General features: G+C 72.8%; 27 protein-coding genes. 12 read left to right on the forward strand and 15 right to left on the reverse strand.

The features are described from left to right. Window positions 1–32: 32 nt before the first annotated feature. Window positions 33–1127, forward strand: coding sequence for an alkene reductase (locus ABZ721_RS12120; protein ID WP_358788535.1), 1095 nt, complete (start codon window positions 33–35; stop codon window positions 1125–1127). A 9-nt stretch (window positions 1128–1136) separates the two neighbouring features. Then, window positions 1137–1625 (forward strand): MarR family winged helix-turn-helix transcriptional regulator, encoded by a 489-nt coding sequence (locus ABZ721_RS12125; RefSeq protein WP_358788536.1) that lies wholly within the window; start codon window positions 1137–1139, stop codon window positions 1623–1625. An 84-nt stretch (window positions 1626–1709) separates the two neighbouring features. On the opposite strand, the gene ABZ721_RS12130 is transcribed toward ABZ721_RS12125, so the two are convergent. From ABZ721_RS12130 to ABZ721_RS12145, 4 genes are all read right to left on the reverse strand, one after another. Then, complete coding sequence (locus ABZ721_RS12130) at window positions 1710–2114, reverse strand: type II toxin-antitoxin system PemK/MazF family toxin (protein ID WP_358788537.1); 405 nt, start codon at window positions 2112–2114, stop codon at window positions 1710–1712. Between the two features lie 348 nt (window positions 2115–2462). Further along, window positions 2463–3452 carry a GlxA family transcriptional regulator gene (locus ABZ721_RS12135; protein ID WP_358788538.1) on the reverse strand — a complete coding sequence of 330 codons (990 nt, stop codon included), beginning with the start codon at window positions 3450–3452 and terminating at the stop codon, window positions 2463–2465. Continuing rightward, on the reverse strand, window positions 3440–4084 hold the full coding sequence (locus tag ABZ721_RS12140) for an HD domain-containing protein (protein WP_358788539.1): 645 nt from the start codon (window positions 4082–4084) through the stop codon (window positions 3440–3442). The genes ABZ721_RS12135 and ABZ721_RS12140 overlap by 13 nt, the downstream gene beginning before the upstream one ends. A gap of 335 nt (window positions 4085–4419) precedes the next feature. Then, on the reverse strand, window positions 4420–5103 hold the full coding sequence (locus ABZ721_RS12145; protein ID WP_358788540.1) for a ScbR family autoregulator-binding transcription factor: 684 nt from the start codon (window positions 5101–5103) through the stop codon (window positions 4420–4422). 106 nt (window positions 5104–5209) lie between these two features. Here ABZ721_RS12145 and ABZ721_RS12150 point away from each other — a divergent pair, with 106 nt between their 5' ends. Together ABZ721_RS12150 and ABZ721_RS12155 are read left to right on the forward strand one after the other, a co-directional pair. Next, complete coding sequence (locus ABZ721_RS12150) at window positions 5210–6121, forward strand: ScbA/BarX family gamma-butyrolactone biosynthesis protein (RefSeq protein ID WP_358788541.1); 912 nt, start codon at window positions 5210–5212, stop codon at window positions 6119–6121. Window positions 6122–6380: 259 nt separating this feature from the next. Next, window positions 6381–7073 (forward strand): HAD family phosphatase, encoded by a 693-nt coding sequence (locus tag ABZ721_RS12155; RefSeq protein WP_358788542.1) that lies wholly within the window; start codon window positions 6381–6383, stop codon window positions 7071–7073. A 135-nt stretch (window positions 7074–7208) separates the two neighbouring features. Here the strand turns inward: ABZ721_RS12155 and dhaL are convergent, their stop codons facing one another. From dhaL to ABZ721_RS12190, 7 genes are all read right to left on the reverse strand, one after another. Continuing rightward, window positions 7209–7922 (reverse strand): dihydroxyacetone kinase subunit DhaL, encoded by a 714-nt coding sequence (gene dhaL / locus ABZ721_RS12160; protein ID WP_358788543.1) that lies wholly within the window; start codon window positions 7920–7922, stop codon window positions 7209–7211. A 14-nt stretch (window positions 7923–7936) separates the two neighbouring features. Then, window positions 7937–8932 carry a dihydroxyacetone kinase subunit DhaK gene (locus tag ABZ721_RS12165; protein ID WP_358788668.1) on the reverse strand — a complete coding sequence of 332 codons (996 nt, stop codon included), beginning with the start codon at window positions 8930–8932 and terminating at the stop codon, window positions 7937–7939. A gap of 252 nt (window positions 8933–9184) precedes the next feature. Then, window positions 9185–9859: an HAD family phosphatase gene (locus ABZ721_RS12170; protein ID WP_358788544.1), complete on the reverse strand. Its 675-nt coding sequence runs from the start codon at window positions 9857–9859 to the stop codon at window positions 9185–9187. Then, window positions 9856–10950, reverse strand: a complete 1095-nt coding sequence (locus ABZ721_RS12175; protein ID WP_358788545.1) for an ABC transporter ATP-binding protein — start codon at window positions 10948–10950, stop codon at window positions 9856–9858. The genes ABZ721_RS12170 and ABZ721_RS12175 overlap by 4 nt, the downstream gene beginning before the upstream one ends. Then, window positions 10947–11828 (reverse strand): ABC transporter permease subunit, encoded by an 882-nt coding sequence (locus tag ABZ721_RS12180; protein ID WP_358788546.1) that lies wholly within the window; start codon window positions 11826–11828, stop codon window positions 10947–10949. Before ABZ721_RS12180 ends, ABZ721_RS12175 begins: the two co-directional genes overlap by 4 nt. After that, the gene (locus ABZ721_RS12185) at window positions 11816–12670 is read right to left on the reverse strand and encodes an ABC transporter permease subunit (protein WP_358788547.1); all 855 of its coding nucleotides are present in this window, start codon (window positions 12668–12670) and stop codon (window positions 11816–11818) included. The genes ABZ721_RS12180 and ABZ721_RS12185 overlap by 13 nt, the downstream gene beginning before the upstream one ends. Then, window positions 12670–13833 (reverse strand): ABC transporter substrate-binding protein, encoded by a 1164-nt coding sequence (locus ABZ721_RS12190; RefSeq protein WP_358788548.1) that lies wholly within the window; start codon window positions 13831–13833, stop codon window positions 12670–12672. The genes ABZ721_RS12185 and ABZ721_RS12190 overlap by 1 nt, the downstream gene beginning before the upstream one ends. A 178-nt stretch (window positions 13834–14011) precedes the next feature. On the opposite strand from ABZ721_RS12190, the gene ABZ721_RS12195 reads away from it, so the two are divergent. After that, window positions 14012–14761, forward strand: a complete 750-nt coding sequence (locus tag ABZ721_RS12195) for a GntR family transcriptional regulator (RefSeq protein WP_358788549.1) — start codon at window positions 14012–14014, stop codon at window positions 14759–14761. A 118-nt stretch (window positions 14762–14879) separates the two neighbouring features. Here the strand turns inward: ABZ721_RS12195 and ABZ721_RS12200 are convergent, their stop codons facing one another. After that, window positions 14880–15596 (reverse strand): flavodoxin family protein, encoded by a 717-nt coding sequence (locus ABZ721_RS12200; RefSeq protein ID WP_358788550.1) that lies wholly within the window; start codon window positions 15594–15596, stop codon window positions 14880–14882. Between the two features lie 212 nt (window positions 15597–15808). On the opposite strand from ABZ721_RS12200, the gene tsaD reads away from it, so the two are divergent. The 4 genes from tsaD to ABZ721_RS12220 all read left to right on the forward strand — a co-directional run bounded on the left by tsaD (window position 15809) and on the right by ABZ721_RS12220 (window position 18940). Further along, on the forward strand, window positions 15809–16888 hold the full coding sequence (gene tsaD, locus ABZ721_RS12205) for a tRNA (adenosine(37)-N6)-threonylcarbamoyltransferase complex transferase subunit TsaD (RefSeq protein ID WP_358788551.1): 1080 nt from the start codon (window positions 15809–15811) through the stop codon (window positions 16886–16888). After that, on the forward strand, window positions 16888–17493 hold the full coding sequence (locus tag ABZ721_RS12210; RefSeq protein WP_358788552.1) for a GNAT family N-acetyltransferase: 606 nt from the start codon (window positions 16888–16890) through the stop codon (window positions 17491–17493). The genes tsaD and ABZ721_RS12210 overlap by 1 nt, the downstream gene beginning before the upstream one ends. 362 nt (window positions 17494–17855) lie before the next feature. Next, window positions 17856–18629, forward strand: coding sequence for a heavy metal-responsive transcriptional regulator (locus ABZ721_RS12215; RefSeq protein WP_358788553.1), 774 nt, complete (start codon window positions 17856–17858; stop codon window positions 18627–18629). Next, the gene (locus tag ABZ721_RS12220; RefSeq protein ID WP_358788554.1) at window positions 18626–18940 is read left to right on the forward strand and encodes a hypothetical protein; all 315 of its coding nucleotides are present in this window, start codon (window positions 18626–18628) and stop codon (window positions 18938–18940) included. Before ABZ721_RS12215 ends, ABZ721_RS12220 begins: the two co-directional genes overlap by 4 nt. 34 nt (window positions 18941–18974) lie before the next feature. Here the strand turns inward: ABZ721_RS12220 and ABZ721_RS12225 are convergent, their stop codons facing one another. Then, window positions 18975–19976, reverse strand: a complete 1002-nt coding sequence (locus tag ABZ721_RS12225; RefSeq protein WP_358788555.1) for a WYL domain-containing protein — start codon at window positions 19974–19976, stop codon at window positions 18975–18977. A 159-nt stretch (window positions 19977–20135) separates the two neighbouring features. Between ABZ721_RS12225 and ABZ721_RS12230 the strand changes: the two genes are divergently transcribed. The 3 genes from ABZ721_RS12230 to ABZ721_RS12240 all read left to right on the forward strand — a co-directional run bounded on the left by ABZ721_RS12230 (window position 20136) and on the right by ABZ721_RS12240 (window position 24292). Then, window positions 20136–20558 (forward strand): VOC family protein, encoded by a 423-nt coding sequence (locus ABZ721_RS12230; protein ID WP_358788556.1) that lies wholly within the window; start codon window positions 20136–20138, stop codon window positions 20556–20558. A gap of 212 nt (window positions 20559–20770) precedes the next feature. Next, complete coding sequence (locus ABZ721_RS12235) at window positions 20771–21883, forward strand: winged helix DNA-binding domain-containing protein (protein WP_358788557.1); 1113 nt, start codon at window positions 20771–20773, stop codon at window positions 21881–21883. Window positions 21884–21988: 105 nt separating this feature from the next. Next, window positions 21989–24292 (forward strand): excinuclease ABC subunit UvrA, encoded by a 2304-nt coding sequence (locus ABZ721_RS12240; protein WP_358788558.1) that lies wholly within the window; start codon window positions 21989–21991, stop codon window positions 24290–24292. Between the two features lie 5 nt (window positions 24293–24297). Here the strand turns inward: ABZ721_RS12240 and ABZ721_RS12245 are convergent, their stop codons facing one another. Together ABZ721_RS12245 and ABZ721_RS12250 are read right to left on the reverse strand one after the other, a co-directional pair. After that, window positions 24298–25182: a dioxygenase gene (locus ABZ721_RS12245; RefSeq protein WP_358788559.1), complete on the reverse strand. Its 885-nt coding sequence runs from the start codon at window positions 25180–25182 to the stop codon at window positions 24298–24300. After that, on the reverse strand, window positions 25179–25346 hold the full coding sequence (locus ABZ721_RS12250; protein WP_358788560.1) for a hypothetical protein: 168 nt from the start codon (window positions 25344–25346) through the stop codon (window positions 25179–25181). The genes ABZ721_RS12245 and ABZ721_RS12250 overlap by 4 nt, the downstream gene beginning before the upstream one ends. Between the last annotated feature and the right edge of the window lie 69 nt (window positions 25347–25415).

Raw genomic sequence — 25415 nt, forward strand, 5'->3', positions numbered from 1 at the left:
CCGCCCCGCGTTCCCCACCTGAGGAGAGCCCTGTGCCCGCCACCGATCTCAGCCCCCTATGGCAGCCCACGCACGCCGGGGACATCCAACTGCCGCACCGGCTGGTCATGGCCCCGATGACCCGCGACCGGTCCACCGCCGAGGGCGTGCCGACCGAACTCAACGCCGAGTACTACGCCCAGCGCGCCTCGACCGCGCTCATCATCAGCGAGGGCACCCAGCCGTCTCCCGACGGGCAGGGCTATCTGCTCACGCCCGGCATCCACTCGCCGGAGCAGGTGGCCGGCTGGCGCGAGGTCACCGACGCCGTGCACGCCGCCGGCGGGCGCATCGTCCTCCAGCTCATGCACACCGGGCGCATCGCCCACCCCGACAACACCCCGCACGGCCGGCAGCCCGTGGCGCCGTCCGCGGTCCGTCCCGCCGGGGTGATGTTCACCGCGACCGGCCCGCAGGAGATGCCCGAGCCGCGCGCCCTGTCCCTGGACGAGGTCGCCACAACCGTCGAGGACTTCCGCCGGGCCGCCGCCTACGCCATCCAAGCGGGCGCGGACGGCGTGGAGGTCCACGGCGCCAACGGCTACCTCATCCACCAGTTCCTGTCCGGCAACGCCAACCACCGCACCGACCGCTACGGTGGCTCCCTCGCCCACCGCATCCGCTTCGCCGTCGAGGTCGCCACCGCCGTCGCGGACGAGATCGGCGCCGGGCGCACCGGCATCCGCCTGTCCCCCGGCAACCCGTACAACGACATCCACGAGGACGACGTCCACGCCCTGTATCCGGCGCTGGTGCGTGCCCTGGCCCCGCTGGATCTCGCCTACCTGCACCTGATCCACGCCGGCGACGAACCACTGCTCGCCACGCTGCGCTCGCGGTGGCCGGGCACGCTGGTCCTGAACCGGCCCGGCGCCGACCTGCCCACCCGCGCCCTGGACGTCGCCGAGGGGCGTGCCGACGTCATCAGCGTCGGCGCGATGGCGCTGGCCAACCCCGACCTGGTCGACCGGATACGCTCCCAAGCGCCGTTGAACACCGCTGACCCGGCCACCTTCTACAGCGGAGGCGCCACCGGCTACACCGACTACCCGACCCGCACCACCCACAGCACCCCCCGCACCGCCTGAGGAGCAACGATGACGGACCCCGCGGCACCACCCCCGAGCACGGCGCTCCAGGGGAGCCTGAGCTACGCCGTGTTCCGCCTCGCCCGGGCCCATCGCGGCCACGCCGCCGGCATGCTCCGTGACATGAACCTGCATCCCGGGCAGGAACTGCTGCTGATGCAGCTGTTCGACCGTGACGGCCAGACGCAGTCCGAACTGCTGGATGCCGTGGGCCTCGACCACTCCACGGTCTCCAAGTCGCTGCGCCGCATGCAGGAAGCCGGGCTGCTCACCCGCGAGCCGGCCGAGCACGACCGGCGCGTGATGGTCGTCCACCTCACCGACCAGGGCCGTGCCATGCAGCAACCCATCGCGGACATGTGGCGCAGCCTGGAGGAGATCTCCGTGCGGGACCTGACCGCCGAGCAGATCGCGGCGTTCACCGCGACCGCGTACACCATCGAACAGTCCGTCAAGGACCGCGGTCAGGACAGCCGGCCATCCAGCCGTCGGTCGTGACGTCGATGGTGCGGGGCACCGAGACCGTGGATCATCTCGGCCGAGATCGCCCACGCCGTCACCGGGCGTCGGCTCCTTCGTCGTCTACCGGAATTCACCGAGACCGAGCGCATCCCGTATCTCGCTGAGCTTCGCGGTCGCCCCCGGGGTGTGCTCGCGCGCTTGGTCAGCGAGTCGCAGGGCGTCGTCGATCTCGCCGAGCTTCTGGGAGGACAGGACGGCCTCCCGCTCCATCAGGTCGTCCCGGGACACCGTGGTCAACCACGTGCACGGAGTGAAGCCTGGACGCGGGAACGCGAGCCGCAGCACGCCTTCGAACGGCAGCCCTTCACGGGAACCCACCATCACTTCGATGCCCAGACCGCTGATGTCGACGCCTGCCGGAGCGACGACCTGCATCACCCGGATCCCGGACGTGTCCTCTCCCGACAGCAGTACAACCAATCGCCGCTCGTCGAACTGGACCCACCAGACTTCGCCACGTTGCACAAGTCCTCCAGATACCGGACGGCAGGCAGACGCCGCGCCCCTGACGCGCTGGGGAGACGGACGCGGCCACCGTTGACCATCGGTGCATGAAGACAAACGATCATACGATGGCCACAGGTCGCAGCGTAGGCCCTGCCCGCTGGCAGGAAGGCTTCGAGGCCTGATGAGCCGGACAGCGGGGCGGAGCACGCGGGTGGAATCCGGGCGCCGAGCCCGGAAGTTGGCACTCGGCCTGCTGTCCGACCCCAGCGCAGCCACAACCGGCGACCAGCCGCTCACACATGAAGGTCACGATCGACGGCGGGAGTATTCGGCGGGGACGGTCTTGTCCTGGGCTGGCCCAGCCCCTCAGGGCGCCGGTCTGGTGGAGCGAAAGCGCGCCCGGTAGGTCGTGGGCGCGATGCCCAGGGTGTGCTGGAAGGTGCGGCGCATGGTTTCCGACGACCCGAACCCGGACCGGCTCGCGACCGTTTCGACGGGCTCGTCACCGGCCTCCAGCAGGAGCTGTGCGCTTTCCAGCCGTACCGCTTCGAGGTACTGGCCCGGTGACATGCCGGTCTCGCCGCGGAACAGGCGGGACAGATGGCGCGGGCTGACGCCGACGTCCCGGGCGAGCGAGTGCAGGCTGTGCGGCGCTGCGGGGTCGGCCACGACCGTGTCCATGACCCGTCGCAGGTGCGGGTGCCGGGCCTCGCGCGGCGTCAGGCGCGCGCTGAACTGGGACTGCCCCGCGGGGCGGGCCATGAAGACGACGAGCTCGCGCGCGACGTCGCGCGCCAGGTCGGGGCCGTGGTCGTCCTCGACCAGCGACAGCGCCAGGTCGATGCCGGCGGTGACGCCGGCGGACGTGGTGACGGGCCCGTCGGTGACGAACAGCGGGTCCGCTTCCACGTGGACCTGCGGGTACGCGGCCGCCAGTTCGTCGGCCAGGCGCCAGTGGGTGGCCGCGCGTCGCCCGTCGAGGGCGCCGACCTGCGCCAACAGGAAGGCGCCCGCGCAGACCGACGTCACCCGGTCCGCACGGCGCACCACCTCGGTGACGCACTCGACGACGGCGGCGTCGGCGACCGCCTGCCGCCAGTCGCGTCGGCCGGCGACGACCACTGTGCTGAGCCGTGGCGGAAGGTCTCCCGCGCCGCCGTCCACGCCGATCCGGACCCCGGAGGAGGTCCGCACGTCCGCGCCGCTCGGCGAGACGGTCCGCACGTCGTAGCGGGCACCGAAGTGGTTGGCGGTCCCGAACACCTCCGCCGGGCCCGTCACGTCCAGCAACTGCACGTCCTCGAAGGCGATGACGGCCACCACGCGCGGCGTCGTGCCCCCCGTTACTCGGGCCATGGGGAGTCCAGGATGGTGCGGACGAAGTCACCGCGCTCGAAGCCGGGCACGTAGTGGGCCAGGACGTCGGCCTTGACGTTGCCGAAGGTGGTTTCCGGCTTGGGCCGCACGCCCTCGGTGAAGGCCTGCAGGATGCGCCGCTTGAAGTCGGGGCGGGGGTGCAGCGCCACGACGGCGGAACGCTCCTCCGGGGAAAGGGCGTGGTAGCCGATGCCGAGCACGTCGGTTTCCACGCCGGCGGTCACCAGCGCCACTTCAGGCTCCATGTGCTGCGGGATGCCCGGGGTGGTGTGCAGGGCGATCGCGGTCCACACCCGGCGGATGCTGTCCTCCGGCACGTTCCTGGCCTGGAGGAAGCGGCGGGCCTCGTCGGCGCTGTCCACCTCGAAGCGCCGCCCGCTGTGGTGGAACGGCTCCCCCAGCCCGAGGTCGTGGAACATCGCCGCGATGTAGAGCAGCTCCGGATCGAAGCTGAGATCCCGGTGGCGGCCTTGCAGGCTGCCGAAGAAGTACACCCGCCGCGAGTGGTCGTAGATCAGATCGTTCGTGCGGTCCCGGACGAGTTGCGTCGCCTCACCGGCCAGTTTCGAATCCGGGACCTGCACGCCTGCTGCGGAACGGCCGTTCGCCACTACTACCACCTGCTTCGTCGTCTGCCGGGGCGTTCGCCCACACCCCCAGTCTCCGAACCGGGCCGCGCGGGCGCCATGGCCACCGGGCCACGTAGCCCACAGATACGGACATCCCGCAGTATGGCCGCCGACTGGGCACCGCCGTCGAAACGGGGGGCGGCTCGCCGGGGCGGGTGCAGCGGGCCGGAGTGGGAGTCATCCCGCGATCCGTTCGCCGTCACCGCCGTCACCGCCGTCCGAGGGCGGTGCCGAAAGGACCGCCCTGTGCCCGTCAACGCTCTTGGCCCGGCAGGGGCCTCGCGGATCCCGCCGGGCGGCTCGGAGTGGGGTTCTGCTCAGGCCGGCGCCTGGGAGGGTCGCGCGGGGGCTTCGCCCGTGGCGGCTGCCGGGATGTGGGGGTGTCCGATGACGTGGGCGAGGAGGGCGGGCGGGTCGGGCTGGGCTTGGAGGGCGGCCAGGAGCAGGAGCCACAGGTTGTGCAGCTCGTCCTCGATCTGCTCGCGGGACCCCAGGGCGTCGGAGACGGTGTGCAGGCCGAAGAAGGCACACACGACGCCATGGGCGGCGGTGCAGGGAACGATGCCCGGGGCCAGGGTGCCCTCCTTGCGGGCTTCGGTGAGCAGCGCGCTCACCACGTCGATCCAGCCCACGAAGGGGGCCGGCAGCGGGGCGTTGATGGCTTTGCGTTCCATCCACAGGCGGGCGCCGGCCCGGACGACGATGTCGTCGCGGAAGGCGCGGGCGACGCTGAAGCTGAGGGCGACCAGCTGCTCCAGGGCCGGGCGCCCGGAGGCGCGGTAGCGCTCGACCAGCTCCGGCCAGGTGGCGAAGTGCTCCTGCAGGACCGCCAGGGCGAGGTTCTCCTTGCTGGCGAAGTGGAAGTAGATGGCGCCGCTGGTGCGGCCGGAGGCCGTACTGATGTCGCTGATGCTGGTGCCCGCATAGCCGTGTTGGTCGAACAGCTGTGCCGCGGTTTCCAGCAGGGTCCGCCGGGTTGTTTCCGCACCCCTTGTGTCCATGCTGTGTTGCCCTTCTCGTTGTCCGTCGGGAGAAATGTAGTGACTCCGTGCGGCATTCGGCGGCACCGGAAGGGTGGCGTTGTCCGAACTGATGTCTGCTCATCCTATGAAGGCATCTCCCGGCGCCCCGGCCGGAGGGTCTCGACCGCTGCGGTGGTCGCGCACGCTCGCCCGGGAATTGGTGCATCGGAGTTCCGTCGCGGAGGTCTTGTTGACCGATGTGCGACGAACCGGGAGGTGGACGTTCGACGCGGCAGCGTCGTGGTCTCCCTCGCATCCGACGTTTCCCCGCGACGGTGCACGGCTGCATCATCCGCTGCTGGTGGTCGAGACGCTACGCGAACTGGGGATTGTCGTTCCCCTGTCCTATTTCGGGGTCGCGAAGACCACGCGGTTTGTCATTACCGACATGTTCTTCCGGCTCGACCCGCGCGCGGAGCCGACCGCGGGGTACGGCGCGACCGAAGTCACCTGCCGGGCCGAGGTGGGCAATCCGCGCATCCGGTCCGACGGCACGCTCACCGGGCTGCGGCTCACCGTGGACCTGCTGGCGGGCGGGCGGGCGTTCGCGCGGGCCGGGGGCGGGGTCCGGTTCGTGGCCGCCGACCGTTTCGCCGCACTGCGCGGTGGGCGCGGGAGCGTGGACGAGCAGCTGCCCGGCGAGCCCGGCGGGCGCCCGGAGGCGGCGCTGCTGGGCGTACCGCATGGGCGCGACATCGTCATCGGGCTTGAGGACGGGCACGCTGTGGTGCACGCGGCCGACCGGCGCCATCCGTTCTTCTTCGACCACGCCGTGGACCACATCCCGGGCATGCTCCTGCTGGAGGCGGCCCGGCAGGCCGCGGTCGTCGCCGGCGGGACCGCCTTCGTGCGCCCCCGCGCCGGGCGGCTGAAGGCCCTGCGCTTCACCGAGTTCTCCCCCGCCGCACGCATCGAATGCGCGCCACGCCGGAGCAAATGCGGGTTCCGGATCGTGCAGGGGGGCGTGACCAGCGCTTACGGCGTCCTGCAGTACTGACACGCGCCGATAACCGTATGGAATTCGTTGACTACCCCCGGTCATCGACCTAGCGTAACGATCGTTATGTTCGTGGCGGCGGGAGAAATTCCGCCGTTCGCCGACACCTGTCCGGACCTTTTACAGCCGCGCCCGGGAGCCCTCTCCCGAGGCATTCACGTACCCACCTGGCGAGCCGCCAACGGCCGCCCGGCCGGGCTCGACTGCGGCCGCGGACTGGAATGCATTCGCCGAACGATCGAGTAGAAAGCACACACTCATGAACTCTGCCTCCCTCCTTTCCTGGACCCCGGTCGCCGTCGTGTTCGACTGCGACGGAACCTTGATGGACACCGAAAAGCATTGGCAGGACGCCCGCGTACGGGCTCTGGCCGAAATCGGATTCACTCCGACGGCGGAATTCGCCGAACAGGCCAAGGGCCTGCACTACACCGAGTGCGGCCAGATGCTGGCCACGTTGGCCGGACGGCCGGATCTCGGGGAGCGGATGACGCAGCGCCTGCTGGAGCACTTCCAGGCGCTGGTGGCCGACCGGCCGATGACCATGCCCGGGGCGGTCGAACTCGTCGAGGCGCTGGCGGGGTCCATGCCGCTGGCCGTGGCGAGCAACTGCCCGATGGAGGTGGTCGAGTCGTGCCTCGACACCGCCGGCCTGCTCCAGCACTTCGGCCACATCGTGGTGCCCGACGGGCCGGTCCGCCCCAAGCCGCACCCGGACGTCTACCTCCAGGCCGCCCGCCTGTGCGCCACCGAGCCCAGCGACATCCTGGCCATCGAGGACTCCCACTGCGGCGTCCTGGCCGCCCAGCGCGCCGGCATGCGGGTGCTGGGCACCGGACCGCGCCCGGCCGACGCCACCGCGGCACTGACCGACCTGTGGGTGGACTCCCTCGACGACCCGCGGGTCCAGCAGTGGGCGCACACCCGCATCCCGGCGCTGGCCACCCGCTGACGCCGGTGCCCGGTGCGCCCTGCCGTCCGGCGGGGCCTCCGACCACGGCCCGCCCGACGGGTTCCCGGGGCGCACCGCGCACCACCTCCCCGCCGGCAGACGATGGCCGCTGCACGGCTCGACCGGCCACCCGATCTATCCTCCGGCCGCCGGCCGGTCCGAGCCGGTGGCGCGCAGCTGCGCCGCCACGTCGACGACGGTGTCCTCAGCTGAGGACAAGAAGAGCGCGACGCCCACGGCTCCGGGGTCGGGCACCCCTTCGGCCCGGCTGCCGACATAGCTCGCCCGGCCCCGGCGGGCGCTCATCCGGGCCGTGTCGCGCACTCCCTGCCAGGCGGCCTGCGCGGCCCCGCGCAACGCGGCGGCGGGGTCCCCCGACGAAGGCCACGCGGTGAGCGCGGCGCAGGCCGGGAAGAGGGCGTCGACCAGCGTCTTGTCGCCCGGTGACGCGTCGCCGACCCGCTGGATGGCCGCCAGACCGCCGTTCAGTCCCGTCGCCAGCGCGGAGACGTTCAGCTCCCCGGTGGCGGCGATGGCGGTGGCCAACTCCTGCAGCAGCAGTCCGAACAGCGGGCCGCTCGTGCCGCCGACGTCGTCCAGGAACGCGGAGGCCGCGGCCTGGAAGGGGCCGCTCTCACCTCCGCTCTCCTGGGCGTCGATGGCGCGCAGCGCACCGCGCAACCCGGTGGTGAGGTTGACGCCGAAGTCGCCGTCGCCCAGCAGCTGGTCGAGTGCGGTCAGTTCGGCCTCGGTGGCCAGCGCCGACGCCGCGAACCGGCGCAGCCAGGCCTCGGCGAAGGTGGTGCCGGAGCGGGGGGAGTCCTCGGCGGCGAGAGAGGGGTCGAGCATGGCGCGCCTCCTGATCAACGGGGCCAGGCAGGCGTCCGTGCCGGCGCGTCGTAGAACTTCACGACGGCGTCGTCGGCCTGCATCAGCGTGAGGGAGAAGCCCCTCATGTCCAGCGCGGTCACCAACGAGCCCACCAAGGAGCGCTCCAGGACCAGCCCGAGCCGGTCCAGGAGCTGGGCCGTCTCGTGCAGGACCGCGTACAGCTCCAGTTGGGTCACCGCGCCCAGCCCGTTGACCAGGACGATCACGCCGGTGCCGCGCCGGAGGGCCAGCGCCTGGACCAGTGCTTCGGTCATCGTGGCCACCAGTTCGTCCAGCGGCCGCCGCGCGATCGAGCTCTTGGCCCGCTCGCCGTGGATACCGACCCCGAATTCGAGCTCATCGGGTGGCAGGGTGAACGCGGGCCGGCCGGTGGCGGGCGAGGTGTGGGCGGCCGAGGCGACGGCCAGGCTGCGGGAGCGAGCGGCCAGCTCCGTGCCCAGCTCGGTGAGCTCGCGCAGCCCCAGGCCGGTGTCGGCGGCCGCGCCGAGCACCTTCTCGATCAGGACGGTCGCCGCGGTGCCGCGGCGGCCGACGGCCGTGTCGGGGGACTCCGAGGCCAGGTCGTCGTCGATCAGCACCCGCGCGCACGCGATGCCCTGCTGCGCGAGGCGTTCGGCCGCGATCCCGAAGTTGATGCGGTCACCGGTGTAGTTCTTCACCAGGTGCAGTACGCCACCCGGCTGAGCGACCGCGCACGAGGCCTGGAAGATCTGGCGGTTGTGCGGGGAGGCCATGAGCCGGCCCGGGCACGCCGCATCGAGCATGCCGGCCCCGACGAACCCCAGGTGCAGGGGCTCGTGCCCCGAGCCGCCGCCGGACACCAGGGCCACCCGGCGGGTGGGGGCGGGGTGGCGTGCCTGCACGAAGCCGTCGTCGGGGTGCCAGCGGACGAGATCACCGTGGGCGCGGGCGAACCCGGCCAGCCCGTCGTCCACCAAACGGTCCATGGAATGGGCGAAGTACACCATGCCGACCTCCCAGCGCCCTTGCGAGCGGGAGACACGGCCGCCGGCACCCGTCGGGCGCCGGCGGCGCCCAGTGGTGCGCACGGGGCGCCCGTCTCCTCCCGATCATCGTCGGGTGTCCCGTGGCAACCGGCAACCGGTGATCGTCGCGCGACCCGCCCCGGAACGGCCTCCGCCCCGGCAGCGCACGGCGCAGGCGCGGGCAGCCACCGCGTCCCCCGTCAGGCCGCACCTCCCCCGGTGCGGGCCTCCGCCTCACCCGTGGGCGCCGCCGGGCCGTGCGTCCTCGACCAGGGAGCGCAGCAGGGCGGGCCCGGCCTGCTCCAGACTGCGCAGCACCGTGCGGCCCGGGGCGGGCGGGATCGGGACGACGGACGGGACGGCCAGCACCTGGCAGCCCGCGGCCTCGGCGGACGCCACCCCCGTGGGGGTGTCCTCCACGGCGACGCAGCGGGCCGGGGAGGCGCCGAGCAGCCGGGCGGCGGCCAGGTACGGGTCGGGGGCCGGTTTGGTGCGGGTGGTGTCGTCGGCGGTGACGGACAGGGCGAAGTGCTCGCGGCCGAGCACATCGAGCACCAACTCCACGACGCGCCGCGGTGACGCCGTCACCAGGGCCGTCGTCACCCCCTGTGCCCGCAGGTCGGCCAGCAGGGCGGTCACGCCGGGCAGCGGCCGGACCTCGCGGGCCACCAGGGCGGCGAAGCGGGCCTCGAGCTCGGCCGCCAGCTGCGCGTGGGGGCGGTCGGTCCCGGTGGCCGTGCGCAGATGGCCGGTGGTGTGGGCGACCGACCGGCCCAGCACGTCGGGGACGTCCGCCTCGGTCAGCGGGTAGCCGAGGGTGGACGCGGTCGCGGCGGCCGCGTCCCACCACACCCCTTCGGTGTCGACGAGCGTGCCGTCCATGTCGAAGAGCACCGCCTGCAGCGTCACGCGGCGGGTCCGTCGACGAGCACCGGGCGCTGCGGCAGGGTCACGGTGACGCTCGCGCCGGCCGGCAAGGTGGCCGCGCGGTGGCTGGGCACGTCCGCCTTGACGGTCGCACCGTCCGGCAGCGCCAAGGTCAGCCGGGTGACCGCGCCGTGGAAGGCGGCGGTCAGCACCCGGGAGCGGCCGTCGGCGTCCGCGGCGGCCTCCAGGGCCTCCGGCCGGACCAGGACGTCGACCGGGCCGTGCGCGGGGGCGGTACCGCGCACCGGCAGCCGCTGCCCGAACACCTCCACGTCCCCGTCGGCCATGACGCCCGGCAGCCGGTTCATGGTGCCGACGAACTCGGCGACGAACGCGGTCGCGGGCGTGTCGTACAGCTCGGCGGGGGCGGCGACCTGCTCGAGCCGGCCGTCGCGCATCACCGCGACCCGGTCGGCGGTCGACAGCGCCTCCTCCTGGTCGTGGGTGACGAACACGGTGGTGATCCGCAGCTCCTGCTGCAGCCGGCGGATCTCCTCGCGCAGCGTGACCCGGACCTTGGCGTCCAGCGCCGACAGCGGCTCGTCCAGCAGCAGCACCTTGGGCCGCAGCGCCAGCGCGCGGGCCAGCGCCACGCGCTGCTGCTGACCGCCGGAGAGCTGGTGCGGGTAGCGGGCGGCGTGCTGCGGCAGCCCGACCAGCTCCAGCAGCTCATGGGCGCGCGAGCGGCGCTCGGCGGCGCCGGTGCGGCGCATCTTCAGGCCGAACGCGACGTTGTCGGCGGCCGTCAGGTGCGGGAACAGGCTGTAGGACTGGAAGACCATCCCGGCATCCCGGCGGTGCGCGGGCACCGCGCTGATGTCCTGGCCGTCGAGGAGCACCTGGCCGGCGTCGGGCCGCTCGAAGCCGGCCAGCATCCGCAGGGCGGTGGTCTTGCCGCAGCCGGACGGGCCGAGCAGCGCCAGCAGTTCCCCGGGGCGGGCGGTCAGGTCCAGGCCGTCGAGGGCGACGGTGGCGCCGAACGCCTTGCGCAGCGACCGGAACTCGACGGTGGTGGCCGCCGTGGGCGACGACGGGGCGGACGACGGGGCCGGTGGGGCCGTGGCGGCGGTCATGCCACCTCCTGTGCGGGAGTCAGGGCAGCGGCCGCGTCGCGGCCGGCCCGGCGGGATGTGCGGGGCAGGGAACGGGTTCGGTCGCGGCCCAGGGCGGCGAACACCAGCAGCAGCAGCCAGGTGACCACCAGGCTCAGCACCGAGACGGCCACCGACAGCTGTGCTTGGTCGCCGCCGGTGTTGACGATCCACACGGCGAACGGCTGGTAGCCCAGCAGCGCGCCGACGGTGTACTCGCCCAGGACCAGCGCCAGGGTGAGGAACGACGCGTTGAGCAGGGCGCCGCGCAAATTGGGCAGCACCACCTGCAGTACGGCGCGCGGTGCGCTCGCCCCGCAGCTGCGGGCGGCCTCCACCAGCACGCGGACGTCGACCACGCGCAGGCCTGCGTCCAGCGCCCGGTAGGCCAGCGGCAGCGCCATCACCGTGTAGGCGAGGACCAGGACGAACGGGAACCGCTTGTCCTGCACGGCGGTGAAGGTCTGGAACAGCGGGGTGCGCGCCAGGTGCTCGGGGCCCCAGCGCAGCACGCTGCTGTAGCCGGAGACCAGCGCCACCGACGGGACGACCAGCGGCAGCGAGCAGATGATCTCCAGCACCGGCCGCAGCCGCGGTGCGCCGAGCCGGACCGCGACCAGCGCCGGGACCAGCAGCAGCATCACCAGCACGATGGTCGCGGCGGCCAGCTCCACAGTGAGCAGCAGGCTGTCGGCGAAGCCGTCCGCGCCGAGGATGCCGCGGTAGGCCCCCAAGGTGAAGCCCTGGCCCGGCACATCCACGGTGAAGATCACCGAGGCGGCGACCGGGATGAGGAAGTACAGGCCGGCCAGCAGGCCGACGGCGCCGCGCCACAGCGGCGTGCGGGTCAGTCGAGCCATCGGGCGCTCCTTCGCTGGAGGGGGACGTAGACCGCCATGACGAGCCCGGCGACGACGACCATGTCCAAGCTGAGCGCGAGCGCGATGTTGCCCTGGCCGACCAGGACGTTGCCGGACAGGGCATCGGCGATCTGCACGGTGATCAGCGGCACCGAGCCGCTGCCGAGGGCCGCGGCAGTGGCGTAGGCGGCGAAGGCGCTGCCGAACAGCAGCACGTAGCCGCCGAGCAGGGACGGTGCCAGGACCGGCAGGGCGACGTGCCGCCAGTACTGCCAGCCGGTGGCGCCGTTGTTCTGCGCGGCCTCGCGCCACTGCGTGCGCAGCCCTTCCAGCGCCGGGGTGATGGCCAGGACCATCAGCGGCAGCAGGAAGTACAGGTAGACCACGACCAGGCCCCAGAACGTGTACAGGCTCCAGCCGGCCCCGGTCAGGCCCAGGTGCTCGGTGAGAACGCCGGCGTTGCCGAGGGTGGCGATGAACGCGAACGCGAGCGGGACCCCGCCGAAGTTGGCGAGCACCCCGGACGCGGCGAGGACACCCTCGCGCAGGGCGCGGTGACGCGAGGTCACCACGGCCTGCGCGAGCGGCAGTCCGAGCACGGCGGCCAGCAGCGCGGACAGCGCGGAGAGCTTGACGCTGCTGAGCAGCCCGGTGAGGTAGGCGCCCTGCACGGAGTCCGTGAGGTTCGCCGTCGTCCACCGCGCGCCGCCGGGCGCGTCGTTCGACGTACTGAAGGCGCCGGTCAGCATGGCGGCGGCGGGCAGGCCGAACGCCACCAGCATGAACAGCACGAGGGGCAGCGCCGCCAGCATCCCGGCCGGCGCCTTGGTCTTGCGCAGCATCAGGAGACGGCCTTGGCCCAGCCCTGGGTGACGGCCTTCTTGGCCGCGTCCACCTGCGCAGGCGTCGGGAAGGCCGGGGTGCCGGCGACGGCGGGCAGCTTGGCGGCGGCCGCGGCGTCCAGGGTGCCGGCGCCCTTGAGGGCGTCCATCAGCACCGGGCGGGCGTATCCCTTGAGCCACAGGTTCTGGCCCTCGGCGCTGTAGAGGTACTCCTCCCACAGCCGGGCGGCGGCCGGGTGCGGCGCGTCCTTGTTGACGGCCTGCGCGTAGTACTGGGCGTAGACCCCGTCGCTGGGGATCGACACCTTCCAGTCCACGTTCTTGGACTGGAACTCGTCGGTGTACCCGGCGTTGAGGTAGTCCCAGTCGATGCTGATGGGCGTCTCGCCCTTCTGGACGGTCGCCGGGGTGGACTCCACCGGGTTGTAGTTGCCGGCCTTCTTCAGCTGCCCGAAGAAGTCCAGGCCGGGCTGGATGTTGTCGAACGAGCCGTGGTTGGCGATGGCCGCCGCGTACACGCCGCCGAAGGCCGAGCCGGACTTCGTCGGGTTGCCGTTCAGCGCCACCTGGCCCTTGTACTGCGGCTTGAGCAGGTCCGCGAAGGTCGCCGGGCACTCCTTGACGCGCTTGGCGTCGCAGCCGATCGACACGTAGCCGCCGTAGTCGTAGTACCAGCGGGCCTGGACGTCCTTCTGGGCGGCCGGGATCTTGTCGTAGTCGGCGACCTTGTACGACGCGAACAGGCCCTGCTGCGCACCGCTCAGGGCGAAGGCGCTGCCGAGGTCGACGACGTCGGGGGCACGGTCCTGGCCCTTGCGGGAGGTGATCGCGCTGAGCTCGATCTGGCTGGAGGCGTCGGGGTTCTCGACCTCGACCTTGATGCCGTACTTCTTGCTGAAGCCGTCGATGAGCGCACCGTAGTTGGCCCAGTCGCGCGGCAGGGCGATCGCGTTGAGCGTGCCCTCCTTCTTCGCGGCGGCGACCAGGGCGTCCATCCCGCCCAGGTCGGCGGCGGAGGTGGCGGTGGCGGCGCTCTTCTTGCCGTCGGCCGCGGTGGTCTCGGTGGGTGCGGCGCCACAGGCACTGAGGCCGAGCGCGGCCACGGCGAGGACACCTGCGAGGGCGGCAGCCCGGGGACGGGGCAGAAACACGGGACTCTCCATGGACATGGCCAGGGTTGGCTGTACAACTTGAACGACGCGAGCCCAGTACGCCGGAGGTCCGTGTCGGGAAGGTGAACGGATCACTGAGTCCCGGCGGCGGTCGCACGAACGCCGCGAGCGCCCCGGAACCGGGGGCTAGGCTCGGTGGCCGGAGCGGGGAAACGAGCGAGGGAGCAGCGTGGCGGACGGCCGGCAGACGATGTACCGGAAGGTGGCCGCCGACCTCCGGCAGGCCATCGCCGACGGCGCCTACGGCTCCGGCGGCCGCCTGCCCGCCGAGAGCGAACTCGCCGCCCGCTACGGCATCTCGCGCGGCACCGTGCGCCAGGCGCTGGCCGTGCTGCGCTCCGACGGCCTGGTCACCTCCCGGCGCGGCACCCGCCGGGTCGTGCTGGGCACCGCCCGGGTGCAGAGCTTCGCGGAACTGGTCAGCTTCGCGCGCTGGGCCCGCTCCATCGGCGAGGAGCCCGGCGGCCGGACGGTGGAGATCGTCTGCGGCCCCGCCGACGAGGTCGAACGCGAACGCCTGCGCCTGGAGCCGGGCGCCGAGGTCTACCGGGTGCTGCGGGTGCGCACCTTGTCGGGCGTCCCGGTGATGGTGGAGCGGTCCGTCTACCCCGTGCACGTGGGCGCCCTGGTCGCGGCGCTCGATCCGCTCGCCGTCTCGCACACCGTGCCGCTCCAGGAGCGCGGCGTGCTGTTCACCGACGCCCACCACACCATCGACCTGGCCCTCGCCGACGCCGACGACGCCCGGCTGCTGGAGTGCGCGGTGGGCGACCCGCTGCTGCGCGAGCGGCGGCACACCACCGACCCGGCGGGCGCGCCGGTGGAGTGGTCGCAGGACCGCTACCTGCCGGGAACGGTGGTCTTCAGCGTCCACAACTCCACGGCGGTCACGGCCCTTTCGCGCCAGACGGGGATCTGACGGACCATCGGTTGCCGCCCCGTCGCGCGGGCGATGTGCGCTTCGCGCGCCGGCCGTCCGGGGTGGTGGCCGTGGACGGGGGTCGGGTGCCCGGCGGCGACCGGACGGCCCGCTGCGGTCAGCGGTGTTCGGGGTTCTCGAAGTCGAAGCGGCAGCCGGCGTCCCACTCGGAGCGCTGGTTCCCGTAGGCGGGGATGCCGCCCGCGTCCTTGAGCATCCGCGCCAGGTGCAGCAGGTTCCACGTCATGAACGTGGTGTTGCGGTTGGTGAACTCGTTGTCCGGGCCACCCGAGCCCTCGTCCAGGTAGGAGGGGCCGGGGCCTGCCTCACCGATCCATCCGGCGTCGGCCTGGGGCGGGATGGTGTAGCCGAGGTGCTGCAGGCTGTAGAGGATGTTCATCGCACAGTGTTTGACCCCGTCCTCGTTGCCGGTGATCAGGCATCCGCCGACCCGGCCGTAGTACGCGTACTGCCCGGCGTCGTTGAGGATCGACGAGCAGGCGTACAGCCGCTCGATGACCTGCTTCATCACCGACGAGTTGTCCCCCAGCCAGATCGGTCCGGCGAGGATCAGGATGTCGGCGGCCATGACCTGCCGGTAGATGCCGGGCCAGGCGTCGGCGGCCCATCCGTGTTCGGTCATGTCGGGCCAGACGCCGGTGGCGATGTCGTGGTCCACCGCCCGCAGGACCTCGACCGCCACCCCCTGGCGCTCCAGGATGCCGCGGCTGACGTCGATCAGGCCCTCGGTGTGGCTGCGCTCGGGGGAGCGCTTGAGCGTGCAGTTGATGACCAGGGCGCGCAGGTCGCTGTAGGACGGCGTTGATTCCGGCATGCGGGGGCCTTCCGTTCTCGGACGGGCGGAGTCCCCCACCACTCCACCAGGCGGATTGCTCCACCGCCAGATGCGGATAGGCCGGAGGCGTGAGAAGCCCCGGTAGCCGAAATCCAAGATGGGCGCTCCCCGCGCGGGACAGGCGGGCCCGACCTCCCCTATTCTTATTGCACACATATTGCAATAGCGATCTAATGGCAGAAGGGGGCGGCATGGCGCGCTCGACAGTGGTGTTGGGGATCGAGTCGTCCTGTGACGAGACCGGCGTAGGCCTGGTGCGCGACGGCGTGCTGCTGGGGCACGCGGTCGCGTCGAGCATGGACGCACACGCCCGCTACGGCGGGGTGGTGCCGGAGATCGCCGCCCGCGCCCACGTGCACTCCCTGCTGCCGGTGGTACGCCGGGCACTGGACGGCGCCGGGTTGGGCCGTGCGGACATCGGCGCGATCGCGGTGACGACCGGCCCCGGACTCTCCGGCGCCCTGCACGTCGGGCTGGCCGGGGCGAAATCCCTCGCCTACGCGCTGGACGTGCCGCTGTACGGGGTCCATCACCTGGCCGGGCACGTCGCGGCCGACACCTTGGAGCACGGCCCCCTGCCCAACCCCTGCGTCGTCCTGATCGTCTCCGGCGGCCACACCTCGCTGCTGCTGGTGCGCGACCTGGCCCGTGACCGGATCATCCACCTCGGCGACACCCTGGACGACGCGGCCGGCGAGTGCTTCGACAAGGTCGCCCGGGTCTTCGGGCTGCCCTATCCCGGCGGCCCCGCCGTGGACCGGGCCGCCCGCGGCGGCGACCCGCACGCGGTCCGCTTCCCCCGCCCGCTGACCGGGCACCGCGACGCGCCCTACGACTTCTCCTTCTCCGGACTGAAGACAGCCGCGGCCCGCTGGGCGGAGCAGTTCCGCGGCACCGGCCGCGAACTCCCCCTGGCCGACGGCGCCGCCTCCCTGCAGGAAGCCGTCGCGGACGTGCTCACCCGCAAGGCGCTGGCGGCCTGCGCCGAGTACGGCGTGGGAACGCTTCTCATCGTCGGCGGCGTCGGCGGCGTCGCCGCCAACTCCCGCCTGCGCTCCCTCGCCGAGCAGCGGTGTGCCGCCGCGGGCGTCGCCCTGCGGGTGCCGGCGCTGGGACTCTGCACGGACAACGGGGCGATGATCGCCGCCGTCGGCGACCTGCTGGTACGGGCCGGAGGGCACCCCGCCCCGCTGGACGTATCGATCGCCCCCTCCGCACCACTGGCCTTCGCGACCCTGCACCCGGTCGCCCGCACCGTGCGAGCCGCCTGATGACCACCACCCGCACCCCCCGCATCCAGCACCTCGGCGCCGCCGACGTCCTCGAGCACGCGGACGCCCTGCAGCGCCTCTACACCGCGGTGTTCAGCGCTCCTCCCTGGAACGAGGACGAGCAGGACGCCGCCCGGTTCCGCGCCCGGCTGGCCGCCGACGCCCTACGGCCGGGGTTCGTCGCCGCCCTCGCCTGGGACGGAAGCGTCCTCGCGGGCTTCGCCACCGCCTGGACCACTCCCCCGACCCTCCCCTCCGAGCGCTCCTACCCGCAGGTCACCGCCGCCCTGGGGCCGGAGCGGACCACAGCGTGGCTGGGCGGCGCGCGGCAGGTGGACGAGCTCGCCGTCGGACCCGGGCACCGGGGCGGCGGCCTCGGCGCCACGCTGCTCGCCGCGATCGCCGACGGCGCCCCGGACGGCCGGTGCTGGCTGCTGACCTCCCTGCGCGCCACGTCCGCCGTGCGCTTCTACCAGCGCCTGGGATGGACCCAACCCATCCGCCCCGCCCCGGGCGACACCGGGATCACGGTCTTCCTCAGCCCCCACCACCCCGCCCGCACCGCTGCCGACTCCCTCATGGACGCGGCAACAGAGGGACGGTAACCAGGGGACCGGCCCGAGCGGCGGCCGGTCCCGGCACGGTCGTGGCCGCCCGGTGCGTGCTGGTAGCGACGGCATCGGCCGGGGCATTGGCGCCGCACCAACGCTATGTCGATCACTTCCGAAGTGATCCCGGCCGCTGAGTCCGTATCAGCAGGGGCACAGGACAGGCCGAGGGCCTCACACCCATCAGGTAGGAGGCCACCGCCTGGAGGGCGTCGCATCCGCCCGGCGCGCGGCCCGGCCCACCGGGCAGACCGGGCCGGAACGGGACTGACGCAGTGGCCAAGGCACCGGCCGGGGAGGTGCGTCGCGGCTCGCAGCGCTTGACCTTCGAGTCGGGTCGAAGGTCTACCGTCGCCGGTGTGACGACCTACCGCATCTCACAGCTGGCCGAACGCTCCGGCGTCCCGGCCACCACGCTGCGCTTCTACGAGGACGCCGGACTGCTCTGCGCCGACCGCACCCCGGCCGGATACCGGATGTACGGCGAGGCGGCGGTCGAGCGCCTGGCGTTCATCTCCTCGGCCAAGCTCCTGGGCCTGGCCCTGGAGGAGATCCGCGACCTGCTCGACGTCCGCGAACAAGGGGTGTGTTCCTCGGTCCGGGCGCAGATGCTGGCACTGGTCGCGGACCGGATCACACAGACCGACGGCCGGATCGCCGAACTCCGCGCCTTCTCCGCGCACCTGGCCGCCGTGCACACCGAACTCGCGGGCCCGGCGCCCGCGGGATCGTGCGGTCCGGAGTGCGGCTGCACCACGACCGGCCCGGCGCCGGCCGGGCCCGTGCCGATCACGCTGGCGCCCCTCCGCCCTAGCCCGGCCGCCACCCCCTGGCAAGACACCCCGGTGACCTGCACCCTGGACGGCGCCGAGCGGAGCGAGCGCACCGCGCAGTGGCAGCACCTGGTCGCCCAGGCCGGCGGCCGCGAGGACATCCCCGACGGCGTAAGGCTGTCCTTTCCCGCCGACGTCGAACTCACCGGCACGGTCGCCGCGCTCGCCGCGGCGGAGCAGCGCTGCTGCCCGTTCTTCGACTTCACCCTGCACCTGACCCCGACCGCGCTGCAACTGGAGGTGCGGGCGCCCGAGTCCGCCGCCGGGATGCTGGCCGACCTCTGCGGAGCCACCACATGACCGCCCCTGCTCCCCGCCCGTCCCGTCCGTGGGGCACCCTCGGCGCCGGCGCGGCCGCTGTCGCCGCCTGCGCGGTGTGCTGCGCGGGCCCGGTCCTGGCCGTCCTCGGCGGCATCGGCGCCACCTCCGCGATCGCCGCCGTGTGGATGCCCGTCCTGGCGGTGGTGGCCGTGGCCGCCGCACTCGGCGCCCTCCGCGTACGGCACCGGCGCCGGGCGGCGGCCTGCCGCACGGCCCCCGGACCGGCCGACCTTGGTATGCCGACCGTCGGCCCGGCCCCGCAGGCGACGGCCAGCCCCACCGCGCGCTGAGGCGCACCGGCCACCACCTGCACGCGGGGTGCTCTCAGCGCACCGGGCCGCTCGCCGGTCCGGCGGTGCGGGCGGCCTGGCCGTAGCGGACGGCGAGATCCGCGAAGGCGGCGGCCAGTTGGGGTGGGCCGATGACGTCGATGTCGGTGTCGAAGCGGCCGAGGGCGGCGGCCAGTCCGGTCCAGGACCAGGAGCCGAGGATCAGCCGGCAGTGGTGGGGTCCGAGTTCCTCGACGATGCCGTCCTGGGCGAAGGGGACGACGTCGGCGGCCGGGAGGCGGAGAATGACGTCGCCGCGACAGGGCCAGTCGGCGGTGGTGCCGTCGGTGCCGCGGAAGCGACCGGTGACGAAGGTGGCGACGGTGCCGCCGGGCAGGTCGCGCGGGGCGAAGCGGGGGCCGGTCGGGGTACGGGGCCGGACGCGGTCGACGCGGAAGGTCCGCCAGTCCTCGCGATGGAGGTCCCAGGCCACCAGATACCAACGATGGCGCCAGGTGACCAGGTGGTGGGGGTGCACGCGGCGAACGTCCTGGCCTGCCGTACCGGCCCCCGCCGCGTAGTCGAAGCGCAGCTCCTCGCGGGCGCGGATCGCACGGCCGAGATCCAGCAGGACCTGGGCGGCGACCTCGGGGGCGTCGCCGGCCGCCGGGGGCACGGGGACGGCGGTGATGCGCAGCAGGTCGATGCGGTGGCGCAGGCGGGGCGGCATGACCTGGCGGAGGGTGGCCAGCGCGCGGGCCGCGTCCTCGGCGAGGGTGGGGCCCGCGGCCACGGTCTGCAGCGCGACGGCCAGGGCGACGGCCTGCTCATCGTCGAACAGCAGGGGCGGCAGGTGCGCGCCGGCCTGCAACCGGTAGCCGCCGGCCGGCCCCTTGACGGTCGTGATCGGGTAGTCGAGTTCCCGCAGGCGGTCGATGTCGCGGCGCACGGTGCGCGAGGTGATGCCCAGCCGCTCGGCGAGGTCCTCGCCGGACCAGTCGCGGGGCGTCTGCAGCAGCGCGAGCAGCGCCAGCAGGCGGGCGGACGTCTTCTGCATGACCCCATCCTGCCCGGAGTACCGGACACACCCTGTCCTCTACCCCTGCCATCGTGGCACCTGAGCCGCCAGGGAGGCATGCCCCCTGGTCACGGCACCACTGCTCGGCATCGACGGCCGAGCGGCGCACAGGGGTCACACCGAGGCAAGGAGCAGGTCATGTCCGTCACGACCACCACTCACCTGAACTTCCGGGGCACCGCCCGGGAGGCACTGGACTACTACCAGTCCGTCTTCGGCGGAACCACCGTCGCGGTCACCTACCAGGACGCGGGCGCCGTACGCGACGACAGCGAGGCGGACTGGGTGATGTGGGGCCAGGTCACCGGCGCCGACGGCTTCCACATCATGGCCTACGACGTGCCCTCGCAGCTGCCCTGGAACCAGGGCGAGAACCCGTTCTTCGTCTCCGTGCGGAGCGCCGATTCCGACGAGATCAGCACCCTGTGGGGCAAGCTCGCCCAGGGCTCGACCATCGTGAGCCCGCTGCAGCCCGCGCAGTGGGCGCCGCTGTACGGCATGCTCACCGACCGCTTCGGCATCACCTGGGTGCTGGACGTCGCCGCTCCGTACAACGGCTGACCAGCCGTCCGGGCCGCCGCAGCCCATCGGGCGGCCCGGACGCCGACCCCCGACGACAACGAAAGGCAGTGAAACAGCGTGACGGCAAGGAAGCTGGGACGGGCCGACCCCGACGGCGGAGCCTGCGGCCCGGGTGCCGTGATGTTCGGCAGGATGGGCCGGTGTGAACACCACAACGGCGCGCCCAGGGGCGACCGGGCTCGGGAGCGGCCATGACCGTCCTTGACGCCCGCGCCCTCAACCGCGCCACTCTCGCCCGCCAGCACCTGCTCGAGCGCAGCGCCCTCGCCGTGCCGCAGGCTGTGGCCCACCTGTGCGGGCTGCAGGCGCAGGAGCCACAGGAACCCTTCACCGGGCTGTGGTCCCGCCTGGCGGCCTTCGCGCCCGCCCACCTGGACGACGCGCTGACCGGTCGCACGGTGGTGCGCACACACCTGATGCGGCGCACGGTCCATCTCGTCACCGCCGACGACGCGCTCGCCTGGCGCGCCCGCCACGACACCATGCTGCGCCAGCGCGTGCTGGGGACCTACCGGAGCGAACTGGCCGGCATCGACGTGGACGCGGTCGGTGCCGCGGGTCGCGCGGTCATGGCCGACGGGCAGCCGCGCACCATGACCGAGCTCGTCCAAGCACTTGAGGACCGCTGGCCCGGTCCGCCCCGCCGAGTGCTGGGCGAACTGCTCGTCGCCGCCCTCATCCCCATGGCCCAACTCCCGCCCCGCGGCCTGTGGCAGCGGACCGGCGGCGTCCGGAACCTGCCGTTGAGCACCTGGCTGGGGCGGGACGTCGACCCGCTGCCCGCGGAGGACGGCGATCCGGTCGGACAGCGCCTGCTGCACCGCTACCTCGCCGCCTACGGGCCCGCCGCCAGCGCGGATCTGCGGGCCTGGTGCGGCCTGGCCGGCCTGCCCGCCGCCCTCAAGGCCGCCCGGGACGAACTCGTCGTCTTCCGCGACGAACGCGGCCGCGAACTGCTCGACCTGCCCGACGCACCGCGCCCCGACCGCGACACCCCGGCCCCCGTCCGGTTCCTGCCGGCCTTCGACAACGCCATCCTCGGCTACCACGACCGCAGCCGCATCATCGACGCCGCCCACCTCGGGCTGTCCGTCGCCGGCCACCGCACCGTCCTGGTCGACGGACGCGTCACCGCCACCTGGACCGTGCGCGAGCAGCAACTCCGCATCAGCCCCTTGCGTCCCCTCACCGCCCCGGAACAGAAGGCTGTGCACACCGAGGCGCAGGACCTGGCCACCTTCCTGGACGCCTCCATCGAGGACATCCGCCTCGACACCGCAGCGAGTGCGCCCGCGCGGGGTTGAGGGACGTCCGCGAAGCAGCTGAACGCCGGTCCCCGCGCGCGAGAAGCTGCGGCCTGCCCGCGTGGGACGGCGGCTCCCCAGATGGCGAAATCTATGATGGCGGCCATGGTCACTCACGCTGGAGCAGGCGAAGCCGTCATCCGTGTCGTCGGGGCAACGACCAACAATCTCGCCAATGTGACCGTCGACATCCCGAAGAAGGCACTGACGGTCGTCACCGGCATTTCCGGCTCCGGCAAGTCCTCACTCGTGCTGGACACGATCGCCGCCGAGGCGCAGCGCCTGGTCAACGACTCGTACCCGTCGTTCGTGCGCAACCGGCTTCCGCAGATGCCGGCGCCCGAGGTGCAGTCGATGAGCGGGCTGACGTTCACGGCCATCATCGATCAGCGGCGGTTCACCGGCAACGCCCGGTCGACCGTCGCGACCGCCGCGGACCTGGCCCCGCTGATCCGACTCGTCTTCTCCCGGATCGGCGAGCCCTCGGCCGGCTACTCGCCCGCGTACTCCTTCAACGACCCGGCGGGGATGTGCCCCCACTGCGAAGGGCTCGGCACGGTCGTCGATATCGATGTCGACGAGCTGATCGACCCGGAGAAGAACATCAACGAGGGCCCGGTGCGGTTCAGCCAGTTCCGGCCCGGCGTCTACCGCTGGAAGCGGTTCGCCTACTGCGGACTGTTCGACCGGGAGAAGCCGCTGAAGGACTACACCGCCGAGGAGATGGACCTCTTCCTCTACGCGGACCAGCTCAAGCTGCCCAACCCGGACCCGCGCTTCCCCAGGACCGCCCGCTTCGACGGCGTCGTCACCCGCATGCGGGACGTGTTTGTGAAGAACCGCCCGACGAAGATCTCCTCGCAGGTGCGCGAGGAGTTGGACCACCTGACGACGCATCGTGTCTGCCCGGAGTGCGACGGCGCGCGCCTGAACGCCGCCGCCCGCGCCAGCCTCATCGACGGCCGGTCGATCGTGACCTGGCTGGCGATGTCCGTGGCCGGACTGCGCAAGCTCCTGGACACGGTGAAGGACCCCCGGGTGGAGCCGGCCCTCGCCGGCATCCGCCACACCCTGGACGCCCTGCTCTCGGTCGGACTCGGCTACCTCTCCTTGGACCGCGCGTCCGCGACGCTGTCGGGCGGCGAGGCACAACGCGTGAAGATCGTCCGGCACCTCGGCAGCGCCCTGACCGACATCACCTATGTCTTCGACGAGCCCTCGACCGGCCTGCACCCCGCCGATGTGCAACGCCTCAACCAGCTCCTGCTGCGCCTGCGCGACGCGGGCAACACCGTCCTGGTCGTCGAGCACCACCCGCAGGTCATCGGCATCGCCGACCATGTGATCGACGTGGGGCCGGGGGCCGGTGCCCAGGGCGGTCTGGTGCAGTTCGAGGGGTCCCCGGCGGCGCTGCGCGCGGGCGACACGGTCACCGGACGGTTGCTGTCGACGCCCCTGACGTTGCGGCGAACAGTCCGCACGCCGCGGGGCCACGCCCGCGTCAAGAACGCCACCGCCCACAACCTCACCGGCTTCGACGTCGACATCCCGATCGGCGTCCTCACCGCGGTCACGGGTGTGGCGGGGTCGGGCAAGAGTTCCCTGGCGACCAGCGAACTGCCCCGCCAGCATCCCGAGTTCACGGTGGTCGGGCAGGATCCGCTGCGCGGCGGGGTGCGGTCGATGTCGCTGAGCATCCTCGGCGTGGCCGACAGCGTGCGTGCCGCGTTCAGCGCCGCCTCCGGACTGGAGGCGGCCTGGTTCAGCTTCAACTCCAAGGGCGCCTGCCCGCTGTGCAAGGGCAAGGGGTACATCACCACCGAGCTAGCCTTCCTCGACGACGTGGCGACGCCCTGCGACGTCTGCGCAGGGGAGCGCTTCAACCCGACCACCCTGGAGGTCACGCTCGACGGGCACACGATCGCGGACGTGCTGAAGATGTCGGCGGGCCCCCTGGCAGCGCTCCTCCCCGACCACCCCGACATCGTCGGGGCGATGCAATGGCTGGAGCGGGTCGGGCTGGGCTACATCGCCGTCGGGCAGTCGCTCGACACCCTGTCCGGCGGGGAGAAGCAGCGCCTGTTGCTGGCCCGCCACCTCAGCAGCTCGCCCGACTTCGCCGAGGAGCGGATCGTGCTCGACGAGCCGACCACCGGCCTGCACCCCAGCGACGTGGAACGCCTCGACGTGCTCTTCGCCGAGCTGGTGGACGCCGGCGCCACGTTGGTCGTGGTCGAGCACAACCTGCGGGTCGTCGCCCAGGCCGACCACGTGATCGACATCGGGCCGGGCGCCGGGGCCGATGGTGGCCGCCTGCTGTTCGCCGGCCCGCCGGCCGAGCTGAAGCGGCGCAAGGACTCCCTCACCGGGCGCGCCCTGGCCGCAGCCGCCCAGGGCCGCGCCCGCTGAGGCGGTCAGCCGGCGGCGTCGGGGACGAGCACCAGGTCGAAGGCCATGCTCGTCCAGGCGCCCTGGGCGTGTGATCCGTCCGGTGCCGTTCCGGCGGTGTGGTGGTCGACGGCCACGACCAGGCTGTCCTTGACGCCGAACACCGCGTCGCAGCCCAGGTAGGGATCGCCCGCCACGAACACGTGGGTGATCAAGGGGCGGTGGCCCGGCGCGGTGGCCTTGAAGTGCAGGTGCGCCGGCCGCATCGGGCCGCGCCCGGCAGCGGCCAGGAGATCGCCGACCGGACCGTCGTGAGGAATCGGATACGGCGTCGGCAGCACCGTCCAGAAGCGGTAGGTGCCGTCGGGACCCGTCCGCAGCCAGCCGCGCCCCGCCGAGCGATCGCCGGGGTACTGGACGTCGTAGAAACCGTCCTCGTCGGCTCCCCAGACATCCAGCCGCACGTCGGGGAGCGGGCTGCCGTCCGCGGAGCGCACCTGCCCCGAGACATGGCATGGTGTGCCCGCCGCCCCGTGGGCGAGGTCGCCGCCGAGGGGGATCTCGGGGGCACCGTCGACGAAGAAGGGGCCGAAGACCGTCGCCTCGGTCGCCCCGGGAGCTCGCGTCTCGTTGATGGCCACGGCCAGCATCGACAGGCCCAGCACGTCGGACAGCAGGATGAACTCCTGGCGGCGGTCGTCGGTGAGGTGTCCCGCGCGGGTGAGGAACGCGATCGCCCGCTCCCACTCCGCCTCGGTGAGCCGGACCTCGCGGGCGAAGGAGTGCAGGTGATGGACCAGGCTCTGCATCACCTCGCGCAGCCGCGGGTCGGCGGTCCGGTCGAAGCTGGCGAGCACCTCATCGGTGACCGCCTGCTCCCGGTCGGCGGCGGCATCGTGTTCGGCGGTCATGCGGCCCCTCTCGCAAGTGCGCTGCCGGCCCAGGCTGCGGGCAGCGGATGCCGCAGGCCGTCCGGGGTCACGGCGCGCGGACGGTCGGTGGGCGCGAGCGCGAGAACACCGCCGAGGACGGTGGCGATGTCCCCCTCGTAGCAGGCGTCCTCCCCGGTGCGCACCGTCGCCTCGACTTCCGGTGGCGTGGGTACTGCGTGCCGTCATGGACTTCTTTCTACTGCCTTCGCTCG

Source organism: Streptomyces sp. NPDC006733 (genome assembly GCF_040636125.1).
Classification (GTDB): Bacteria; Actinomycetota; Actinomycetes; order Streptomycetales; family Streptomycetaceae; genus Actinacidiphila.